The sequence below is a fragment of the Dietzia sp. DQ12-76 genome (assembly GCF_014145045.1).
Lineage (GTDB): Bacteria > Actinomycetota > Actinomycetes > Mycobacteriales > Mycobacteriaceae > Dietzia.
The window spans coordinates 1-9646 of record NZ_JAALDV010000261.1 but is presented as its reverse complement, the minus strand read 5'-3'; the positions used below and the strand labels follow the sequence as shown (position 1 = coordinate 9646).

The 9646-nt window shown below is 71.0% G+C and carries 10 protein-coding genes and 3 pseudogenes; 6 read left to right on the top strand and 7 right to left on the bottom strand.

Annotated features, from left to right (window positions below; translation table 11 throughout):
• Both G6019_RS09685 and G6019_RS09680 read right to left on the bottom strand, forming a co-directional pair.
• A pseudogene (locus G6019_RS09685) lies at positions 1-701 on the bottom strand (sensor histidine kinase); the annotation flags it as partial.
• A 68-nt stretch (positions 702-769) separates the two neighbouring features.
• A complete protein-coding gene (locus tag G6019_RS09680) occupies positions 770-2218 on the bottom strand; it encodes a sensor histidine kinase (RefSeq protein ID WP_309230203.1) in 1449 nt (482 codons plus the stop codon).
• Positions 2219-2281: 63 nt separating this feature from the next.
• Here G6019_RS09680 and G6019_RS17290 point away from each other — a divergent pair, with 63 nt between their 5' ends.
• From G6019_RS17290 to G6019_RS09670, 3 genes are all read left to right on the top strand, one after another.
• Positions 2282-2434: a hypothetical protein gene (locus G6019_RS17290; protein ID WP_241725971.1), complete on the top strand. Its 153-nt coding sequence runs from the start codon at positions 2282-2284 to the stop codon at positions 2432-2434.
• Position 2435: 1 nt separating this feature from the next.
• Complete coding sequence (locus G6019_RS09675) at positions 2436-2924, top strand: PaaI family thioesterase (RefSeq protein WP_231750389.1); 489 nt, start codon at positions 2436-2438, stop codon at positions 2922-2924.
• Between the two features lie 65 nt (positions 2925-2989).
• Positions 2990-3556, top strand: a complete 567-nt coding sequence (locus tag G6019_RS09670; protein ID WP_107757607.1) for an NADPH-dependent FMN reductase — start codon at positions 2990-2992, stop codon at positions 3554-3556.
• 86 nt (positions 3557-3642) lie between these two features.
• On the opposite strand, the gene tpx is transcribed toward G6019_RS09670, so the two are convergent.
• Positions 3643-4140: a thiol peroxidase gene (gene tpx / locus G6019_RS09665; protein ID WP_107757606.1), complete on the bottom strand. Its 498-nt coding sequence runs from the start codon at positions 4138-4140 to the stop codon at positions 3643-3645.
• Between the two features lie 9 nt (positions 4141-4149).
• Positions 4150-4824 (bottom strand): DNA-3-methyladenine glycosylase family protein, encoded by a 675-nt coding sequence (locus G6019_RS09660; RefSeq protein ID WP_182611929.1) that lies wholly within the window; start codon positions 4822-4824, stop codon positions 4150-4152.
• Positions 4825-4946: 122 nt separating this feature from the next.
• On the opposite strand from G6019_RS09660, the gene G6019_RS09655 reads away from it, so the two are divergent.
• Both G6019_RS09655 and G6019_RS09650 read left to right on the top strand, forming a co-directional pair.
• A complete protein-coding gene (locus tag G6019_RS09655; protein WP_182611928.1) occupies positions 4947-5585 on the top strand; it encodes an ElyC/SanA/YdcF family protein in 639 nt (212 codons plus the stop codon).
• An 81-nt stretch (positions 5586-5666) separates the two neighbouring features.
• Positions 5667-6680, top strand: a complete 1014-nt coding sequence (locus G6019_RS09650) for a pirin family protein (protein WP_107757604.1) — start codon at positions 5667-5669, stop codon at positions 6678-6680.
• An 18-nt stretch (positions 6681-6698) separates the two neighbouring features.
• On the opposite strand, the gene G6019_RS17720 is transcribed toward G6019_RS09650, so the two are convergent.
• The 3 genes and pseudogenes from G6019_RS17720 to G6019_RS09640 all read right to left on the bottom strand — a co-directional run bounded on the left by G6019_RS17720 (position 6699) and on the right by G6019_RS09640 (position 8973).
• Positions 6699-7250, bottom strand: coding sequence for a cysteine hydrolase family protein (locus G6019_RS17720; RefSeq protein ID WP_309230204.1), 552 nt, complete (start codon positions 7248-7250; stop codon positions 6699-6701).
• A gap of 48 nt (positions 7251-7298) precedes the next feature.
• Positions 7299-8117: pseudogene (gene nadE / locus G6019_RS17715) on the bottom strand (ammonia-dependent NAD(+) synthetase); the annotation flags it as partial.
• 52 nt (positions 8118-8169) lie between these two features.
• Positions 8170-8973 (bottom strand): alpha/beta fold hydrolase, encoded by an 804-nt coding sequence (locus G6019_RS09640; RefSeq protein WP_182611926.1) that lies wholly within the window; start codon positions 8971-8973, stop codon positions 8170-8172.
• Positions 8974-9018: 45 nt separating this feature from the next.
• Here G6019_RS09640 and G6019_RS09635 point away from each other — a divergent pair.
• Positions 9019-9646 (top strand): annotated as a pseudogene (locus G6019_RS09635) (peptide synthetase); the annotation flags it as partial.

Genomic DNA, 9646 nt, shown 5'->3' with positions numbered 1-9646 from the left:
AGGCGCTCCTCGACGACGGCGCGGTCGCGCAGGGCCTCGGCCTGCTCCTCGATGGTCTCGGCCTGGTCGGCCAGGGCGTGGCGGCGGCGGGCACCTCGCCAGGAGGCGATTCCGAGGGCGGCCGCGCCGCCGAAGTAGACGATGTTGATGAGCGCGGTGTAGACGAGATAGGCGGGCACCGGAGGGACGAGGCCCGACGAGCGGTCGGCGTCGTCGAGCGAGTCGAGGATCTGCTGCATCCCCGAACCCAGCGCGAGGTACCAGGTCATCCACACCACCAGAGCGGCGGCGATCGCCACCGCGACCCCCACCAGCGCCCTCCGGTCGCGGGCCCACGCCACCGCGGAGTAGACGGCGATGAAGTACAGCACCTGCTGCGAGACCTGCCCCATCACCAGGGGCATCACGCTGCCGATGATCAACAGGTGCGCGGTCGCCCCCAGGCCGGTGAGGAGGGGAAGGCGGCGCCGGAGGGCGAGCAGGGCCGCCGCGCTCGCCATGGCCGTGTACTGGGCCCAGAGCGGGGCGCTCTCCCCGCCCAACACGCCCATGCTCCGGAGGATCTCCAGACCCAGCGCCGAGCAGGCGAACATCGCCAGGGCGAGGGCCGCGTCGGCCCGGAGGTAGTTCTCCGGCAACGGTCGGGTCCACGCGTCCTCGGCGTCGAAGAGGTCGGAGAGGCGATTCCGGCGGGCCCACACGACAGACGAGCCTATCCGCTCGCGTCCTGGCCGGAGGTGCCGACCGCGGTGGCGTCCACCCGGAGCGCTCACGGCAGGTCGGGCGGCTCTCCGAGGGTCTCGACGGGCAGATCCACGACGAAACGCGCTCCGCCCGCGGGGGAGTCCTCGACCCGCACCGCGCCTCCGTGAGACCGGGTGATCTCGGCGACGATCGCCAGACCCAGACCGGATCCCCCCGTGCCCCGGGCGCGGTCGGCGTCCAGTCGGGCGAAGCGGTCGAACACCGTGGCCCGCTGGTCGGGCGGCACCCCTTCGCCGTCGTCGTCGACGGTGATCACGGCGCGGGGTCCCGCGGGGTCCGTGCGATCCACGGTGAGCCCGATCGTCACGGCCTCACGCGCGTGCCGTCGGGCGTTCTCGACCAGGTTGCGCACGACCCGCAGCAGGGCGTCGGGGTCGCCGACCAGACGGGCGGGTTCCACCGTTCCGGTGACCTCGAGTCCACCCAGACCGCGGAGCCGGGCCACCTCGGAGAGGACGATGTCGTCGAGGTCCACGTCCTCGCGTCGCAACGGCACACCACGCTCGTCGTTCTTCGCCAGCAGGAGCAGGTCCTCGACCATCGACCGCATCCGCTGGACCTCGGGCAGCAGGAGGTCGTCCACGGTCTCCACGTCGACCGGGGTGCCCGAGGTCGACGACAGTTCCAGCAGGGTCGACAGGGTGGACAGCGGGCTGCGTAGTTCGTGGGAGGCGTCGCCGACAAAGGCCACCTGCGCGGTCCGTGCGGCGTCCAGCCGCGCGAGCATCGCGTTCATCGTGCGGGCCAGGCGGGCGATCTCGTCCTCCGCCTCGGGCACCGGGACCCGCTCGCCACGCCCGGAGGCGGAGATCTCCGCGACCCGGGACCGGATCGACTCCACCGGCCGCAACACGCGCCCCATCGCGTAGTACACGAACACCGCTGTGGCGAGCCCGGCCACGGGAACGAAGGACAGGAAGAGTATCGCGCCCGCGGCGAGAACGGTGTCGTACCGGTCGGTGTCCGTACCCACCTCCACCGCGAACGTCACGCCACCGAGATCCACACCGACCGACGTCACCCGCAGGTCCGCTCCGCCGGGTGACTCGAGTTGGTGCCTGGCGATCTCGCCGGCCGCCGGGGCGGGGACGGGCGGCACGTCCTCGAGGCCGCGGGTGACCTGGGCGGCGAGCAGGCGGTCCCCGGGCCCGACGATCCTCACCAGATCGACGCCGGACAGTGGCTCGGCCACCAGATCGAGGGCTGCCCGGGGTCCGCGCTCGGAGAGAACCCCCGCCACGTCGACGGCCCGGGCCCGGTCCACGGTGTCGATCGCGTTGTGGGCGGCGGTGCGCAGCAACAGCCACGCGCCTCCGGCCGCGGCGGAGAGAACGAGGATGACGATGGCCGTGGCGATCACCGTGGTGGCCGTGCGGATGGGCCAGCGACGAGGCGTCGTGAGGACCTCGCCGGTCAGGGGGATCGTCCGTGGCGTGGCGGCTCGGGGGGACACCGCTCCATTGTGCGGCCATCCGAGACCCCGGGGCACGAGTGGAACACGTGTTAGCGTCCCCGGATGAGGGAGTCGACGCACAACGGCCCGGAACCCGGACTGGGGCTGACCTTCAGCGTGGACGGTGACGGCGCCGTGAGCTGGCACCAGCCGGTCGCCGACCAGTTCGTGGACCCCTTCGGGCGCTTCGCGACCCTGCCTCACCACTCGGGGTGATGTGGTCGACGACGACGGCGGGGTGATCGCCGCGGGTCTGGTGAAGTCGATGGAGATCTCGGGGGTCGTCGACCCGGACGGCTACGATTCCGAGCCACCGTGGCCCTCGGCGCTCGCGCCGGGAACACTGGCCGAGGTGTTGTGCCTGTCGTTGGACCACGGGCACGACGGGCAGGGCGGCACCCGGGCGGTGGAGGCCGTGATCGCGCCCGAGCCGGCGCTCGCCAACCCGCTGGGCAACCTGCACGGTGGGGTTTTCGCCGCCGCCGCGGAGATCGCCGGTGCCGCGGTGTTCCCACACGAGCGCGAGGTCAGCTCGTCCTCGCTCGACGTCAGGTACGTGCGTCAGATCCCCCTCGTCGGCCCGGTGACGGTGCGCGCCGAAGCCCTCCACGACGGCCGCAGCTGGGGGATAGCGCACGCGGTCACACGGGATGACCGGGGCCGGGTGTGTGCGGTGGCGTCGATCACTGTGTACGGCTCACGGTAGATTGGTGTCGTGTCACTCAAGTACGGTCAGGGTGTCCACCAGAACGACCGACGAAGGAGAAGACAGTGAAGATCGGCATCATCCTGGGCAGCATCCGCGACGATCGGGCCGGTGCGGCGGTGGCCGACTGGGTCACGGCGGAGGCCGCGACGCGGGAAGACGCGACCTACGACCTGGTCGACCTCAAATCCTTCGACGTCCCCCTGCTCACCTCGGCCACCGTGCCGGGTGCCGCCGACAAGCAGTACGACGACGAGCGGGTCACCCGGTGGAGCGAGGCGATCGATTCCTACGACGCCTTCGTCTTCGTGACCCCCGAGTACAACCACGGAGTGCCCGGCGGCCTGAAGAACGCCTACGACGTGCTCGGTGAGGAATGGGCGGACAAGCCGGTCGCCTTCGTCTCCTACGGCGCCGAGGGCGGAGTACGCGCCGTGGAGCAGTGGCGCCAGATCATCGCGAACTTCCGGATGTTCGGAGTCCGCCAGCAGGTCTCGCTGAGCTTGTTCACCGAGTTCGGAGACGAGGGTCTCCAGCCGAACGAGCGGCGCGCGGGGGAGCTGGCCACTCTCTTCGACCAGCTCGAGGACGCCACCCGCCGGTTCGCCCCGGTTCCCGCGGGAAGCGCCTGATCGCAGGGGTGCCCGGCTCGCGCCGGGTGAACGACCGCCGGCCCGCCTGTCTGGGAGAGGCGGGCCGGCGGTCGTGTCGAGGCGGGTCAGCCGAGCGCGGCCAGGGCGGAGTCGTAATCGGGCTCGGTGGTGATCTCGTCGACCAGCTGGGTGTAGACCACCGAGCCATCGGCGTCGAGCACCACGACCGACCGTGCGCACAGGCCGGCCAGGGGGCCGTCCGTCATCTTGACGCCGTACTCCGAGGCGAAATCGCTGCGGAAGGTGGACGCGGCGGACGCGTTCTCGATCCCCTCGTCGGCGGAGAACCGCTTGAGCGCGAACGGGAGGTCGGCCGAGACGTTGATGACCGCCGTGTTGTCCAGGCCCGTGGCCTTCTCGTTGAAGGTCCGGACCGACTGGGCGCAGACGCCCGTGTCGACGCTCGGGAAGATGTTGAGCACGACGCGCGTGCCCGCCAGTGACTCCGAGGTCACGGGAGCGAGGTCGGTGCCGACCAGGTCGAAGGCCGGAGCGGTGGTGCCGACGGCGGGGAGCTCGCCGGACGTGGTGACGGGGTTTCCCTTGAATGCGGTGGTTGCCATGCGTCCGTTCTACCCGACCGGGGGCGGGGGTGGCGCGGGCACCGCCTGACCGGTCTGGTCGACCGCCCGCCACAGATACCAGGACGCGACCGAACGGTACGGGGCCCAGGCCTCGGCGCGGCCGAGCATCTGGGCGGCGGTGGCCGGTCCGTCGAGCCCCGTGACCCGTTCGAATCCCCGGCGGATGCCGACATCGGCCACCGGGAACACGTCAGGTCTGTCCAGCAGGAAGATCAGCAGCATCTCCACGGTCCACCGGCCCACCCCGCGGACCGTGGTCAGGGAGTCGACCACCTCGTCGTCGTCGAACCCCTGCAGTTCCGTCAGAGTGGGGATCCGTCCGGTCCCCACCGCGTCGGCCAGGTCGCGGAGCGCGGCGATCTTGGGGCGGGAGACCCCGCACGCGCGGATCTCGTCGTCGGAGAGGGTGTTCAGGAGAACGGGTTCGAGGTGCCGGGGCCCGGCCGCCCGCTCGCGGAGACGGCCGGCGATCGTCGCGGCGGCCTTCACCGACAGTTGCTGGGAGAGGATCGAGGAGGCCAGTCGGTCGAACAGCGCGTGCGGACCGGAATCGGGGGCGGGCGTGAGGGTGCACGGACCGACGGACTCGATGTGACGACCGAGCTCGGGGTCCGCCCGGCAGAGGTACCGAACGGCGGCCGATTTGTCGTATCCTTCGAGCATGCCGAGCACGTTACCCGGCGGTTTTTCCACCATCGTGCCTCACAGGTAACAGCGGTACCGTGTCCGACGATAACTATCGAGTCACGAATTCTTCATATCGTTATCGGGGGAGGAACGCCATCGTGCGCAGGACACACACCCGTCTCGTCGCGGCCGCGTCCGCGGCGGCACTGACACTCACACTGGGCGCCGGAGTGGGGACCGCGTCCGCCGGCTCCGCGGAGATGCCGTCGGGCACGGCACTGTACAACGGGCTGACCATGGTGGGGTGCCAGCACGTCGACCCGTCGATGCTCCAGATGTGCGGCGGCCTGGACGTGCTCACGAGTGACGATCCGGCGGTGCTCACGATCAATCCGTTCACCACGGACATCGTGATCCTGGGCGCCGGACTGTGCCCCGACGGGGGCATCCGGCCGGTGCTCGAGGAGCGCCTGCGGACCGGTTTCCGGCTGGCCCGGCAGTATCCGACCGCCCGCGTCATCGTGACCGGGGGTGTCCCGCAGAACGGTCGCACGGAGGCCCGCGCGATGGGCGACTGGCTCCGCGGTGCGGGCATCGCGCCGTGGCGGATCACCGAGGAGGGCAACTCCAACTCGACGGTCCAGAACGCGCAGTTCACGGACCGGATCTTCCGCGAGCGCGGGACCACCGGTGCGGTCGTGGTCTCCACCGGCGACCACGTCCAGCGCGCCGTGCTCAACTTCCGGCAGGCGGTCGCCGGGCGGATCCCGGTGACCGGGGTCGTCGCCCGGGGCTGAGGCGCGGGCGGGAACAATTCAGCGCCCGCCGAAGTTGTATGACGCGACAGCAAATATCGTCCCGTCACACAGGAGAAGCCAGTGTCCGCCATCCGCCAGGTAGTCCCGCTCGGAGCGCAGTGGCCGGGCGTCGACCCGTTCCTGTTCGCCGTCCACCACCGCGACGAGTTCCCCCCGGCCGACGGCAGGACCATGCGTCCCGCGGCTTCGCTCGAGGGGCGGTCCATCGGGGGAGATTTCTCCGGGAAGGACGGGTGGTCGATGTACCACGGCTCCGAGGTCCCCGGTTTCCCCCAGCACCCGCACCGTGGATTCGAGACCGTGACGGTGGTCCTCGACGGCGTGGTGGACCACGCCGATTCGTTGGGCGCCGCCGCGCGATTCGGGCACGGCGACACCCAGTGGCTCACCGCGGGTGCCGGCATCTCGCACTCCGAGATGTTCCCCCTGCTGGATCCCGACGCTCCCAACACGATGGAGCTGTTCCAGATCTGGCTCAACCTGGCCCCCGAGGACAAGTCCGCGGAGCCGTACTTCGACATGTTCTGGTCGGAGGACACTCCCGTCGTCGTCCGTGGCGAGGAGGGATCCGCCGCCCGGTTCCGGGTGATCGCCGGCGAGATCGACGGGGTCCGGGCGCTCGACCCGCCACCGCACTCCTGGGCCGCGCGGCCGGACAGTCACCTCGCCATCTGGATCGTCACCCTCGACCCCGGTGTCAGTACCGAACTCCCGGCGTTCGACCCGTCCGCCACCCGGGTCCTCTACAACTACGGCGGCGACCTGACCGTCGACGCTCAGCGACTCGGTTATGACGCGGCAGTGCTCGCCCCTGAGGCCGTCACGGTGACCGCGGGTCCGGACGGTGCGGCGTTCCTCGTGCTGCAGGCCCGGCCTATCGGCGCGCCCGTCGTTCAACAGGGGCCGTTCGTCGGCACCACCCGCCAGGACATCGTCACCGCCATGGAGGAGTACCGCGCCGGCGTCTTCGGGGCCTGGCACCTGGATCGGAACGATCCCGTGCACGCGCACGAGGAGACCCGCTTCGCGAGGTACCCGGACGGCACCGAGAGGCGGCCGGTCGGCTCCCGGTGAGCCGGCCGGCCGCTCGGCTCACCCGGGCCAGTGGCCGGTGCGAAGCAACTCCAGGCTCTGCGAACGATCGAGCAGTGGTTGGCGCATCTGGTCCTGCAGAAATTCCAGTAGCGCCTCCGAGAGCGGGGAGTTGTCGGAGGAGATGGCTCCGCGAGCCACCGCCACGTGGAGGTTCTCGGCGAAGCCGTCGATGGCGGTCTGCGCCACGCAGCTGTGCGTCGACACCCCGCACACGAGCAGGTGGCCCGCGCCGAGTCGATCCAGTTGGGCCCTCAGATCGGTCCGGAAGAACGCGCTGTCCCTGGTCTTGACCACTTCCACGTGGTCCCCGGTGACGAGATCGTCGAGGAACCGCGCCTGATCGGTGCCGGGGAAGGCGAACCCCTGGTCGTCCTCGTGCATGTTGAGGGTCCAGGTGGAGCGGTCCTCTGCGTGCTCCGTCCGGACCAGGACCACCGGTCGTCCGGCGTCGTGCGCGGTGCGGATGAGCTCGTTCACCGCCCCGACCAACTCGTCCCGCACCTCGGCCAGTTCGGGGAACTCGAAGTACGAGTTCTGCATGTCGATCACCACGAGCGCCGTCTGACCGTGGGCCCGATCGCCGGCTCTTTCGTCCTGCCGCCACCAGGTGTCGGCGACCTCGACCGGGGTCGTGCGCTTGTGGCGGTTGGAGTGCCAGGTCGCCTCTATCGTCTCGGCGGCCCCCTCGGGGACTTCGCGCCCCTCGAGGTAGTCGTCGATGTGGTCGTAGGCGATTCCCAGTTCCTCCTCGTCGGTCTGGCCCTCGGCCTCGTCGAGGAGATCGGCGGTGGGCACCTTGTCCCACAGTTGCCGCGGCGCCTCCAGATGACGGAGCAGCGCCCGGACCTGGCGTTTGTTCAGGCCCGACAGGGGCAGGAGGTCGGCGGCGCCGTCGCCGAACTTGGTGAAGAACCCGGTGACGTTCTCGGCCGCGTGATCGGCACCGATCACCAGCAGGCCGCGGTCCCCTGCCACGGCGTACTGCGCGACCATCCGGTGGCGGGCCTTGGTGTTCCCCTTGGTGAAGTCCGTCAACTCCGTCCCGGTCGCCTGCCCGATCTCACCGTTGAGCCCGTCCACGCCCGGGGCGACGTTCACCGTGAGGGTCTCGTCGGCGCCCACGAACTCCACGGCCATCGCCGCGTCGTACTCATCGTGCTGCACGCGGTAGGGAAGGCGCAGGCCCACGAAGACCGCCTCGCCGCCGTCTGCGCGGATCCTCTCCACCGCCAGCTGTGCCAGGCGTCCGGCCAACGAGGAGTCCACGCCGCCCGAGATCCCGAGCACGAAGCCCTTCGCCCCGCTCGCGCTGAGGTAGTCGACCAGGAACCGCACCCGGCGTTCCACCTCGTCGGCGGGGTCGATCCGGGGACGGACGCCGAGGGCGTCGATGATCTGTCGTTGTGTCGCGTGCATGGGCCCAGTGTGCTGTCGATGCCCGCGGACCTGCCACCGGACGGTCGGGCGGTCAGTCCCCGGCCCGGTGCACGAGGTCGCCCACCACCCGGGGCCACCGCGCCACCTCGGACGGGGTCTGCGCAACCTCCAGGCGGGCGTCGGGGAGCAGGACCTGGAGTTCCTCGGCCACGGCGAGCGGATGCGAGGGGTCGTCCGGCCAGGCCAGGAGGAGCACCGGCACGTCGACCCCCGAGACCTCTGCGCGCGGTGGGAGATCGCTCAGGGCCGCGCCCCGGAATGCCGCGGGCAGATACTCGTCCGCCACGTCCGGGACGGTGAACGGGCGTCCGGGGTCGATCGCGGGAGAGGTGGGCGGCTGCCGGGTCTTCTCGGCCCACCGGGCCCCTCCCCAGCGTTCGACCTGGCGGGCCGCCAGATCGTAGAGGGCTGCCTGCTCGCGCCGCCACTCCCACGCGGTCGGCGGGATCCCGAGGGTGAGAGAGGCGAACCGGTCCGGCTCCGCAACGGCCGCGGTGATCAGGGTCGCCGCGCCCATCGACTGCCCCACCCCGTGCACCCGTCGGCCCGGGAAGAACTCGTCGAGCATGGTCAGGAGGTCGCGAGCCAAAGCCGGCCAGGTGTAGTCCGTGGGGTCCACGGACCCCGGTGACCCGCCGTGGCCCCGGGCGTCGTACCGCAGGACCCGCAGACCGTCCCGGCCCGCCGTGAGGTCCAACCCGAACACCTCGTCGCGTCGTCGGCTCGAGGACAGGCCGTGAAGTTGAACGACCGGGTGCCCGTCGCCTCTGAGGTCGTGGGCGAGGGCCGTCCCGCTATGGCCGGCCCGGGCAGGTGGCCGTCTCGTCGTCGTCACAATCCGCGCCTTTCCCCGTAACACGCCGCTCCTACCGTGCGGACCATGAGGCTCACCACCGTAACGCGGATGTCGCTCCCGTCCGGCGTCGTGCACCGGTTTGCGACACATGTCACCCCAGTTCAGGGCGAGGCCACGCCGCCGTCGTTCGACCAGGCGCGCCATGCTTCTCTGGGCCGTCGCTCCGGGTCGTGGATGGCGGTCGCGTTCGCCCTGCCGTTCCCCGCCGACCGCGAGATGGTGGCGCGGGCGTGGCTCGCGGTGGTTTCCCGGCACGGGACCCTGCAGACGGTTCTCGACGGTGATGCCGGGGGCGGCGAGGAGTTGCGGCTCCAGCCAGTCGCTGTGCGGCCCACCGGCTGGAGAGTGGAGGAGCCGGGGGACGGTGAGGACCCCCGAGCGGTGCTGCGCAGGGTCTTCGACCAGGCCTGTTGCCCGTTCGCGACGCCGTCGCACGCGCTGTGTCTCGTGGAACCCGAGGACCCGGACGAGCGCCCGGTGGTGGTGATCGGGCTGGACCACTCGCACGTGGACGCGTGGTCGCTGCTCGTGCTGCTGCGGGATTTCTGCTCCTGCCTGGACGATCTCGCGTGTGGCCTCGAGCCGGGGACCTGTCTGCCCCCGGCGGCCGCGTTCGCCGAGCACACCCGGGAGTTGGCGCAGCGTCCGCCCG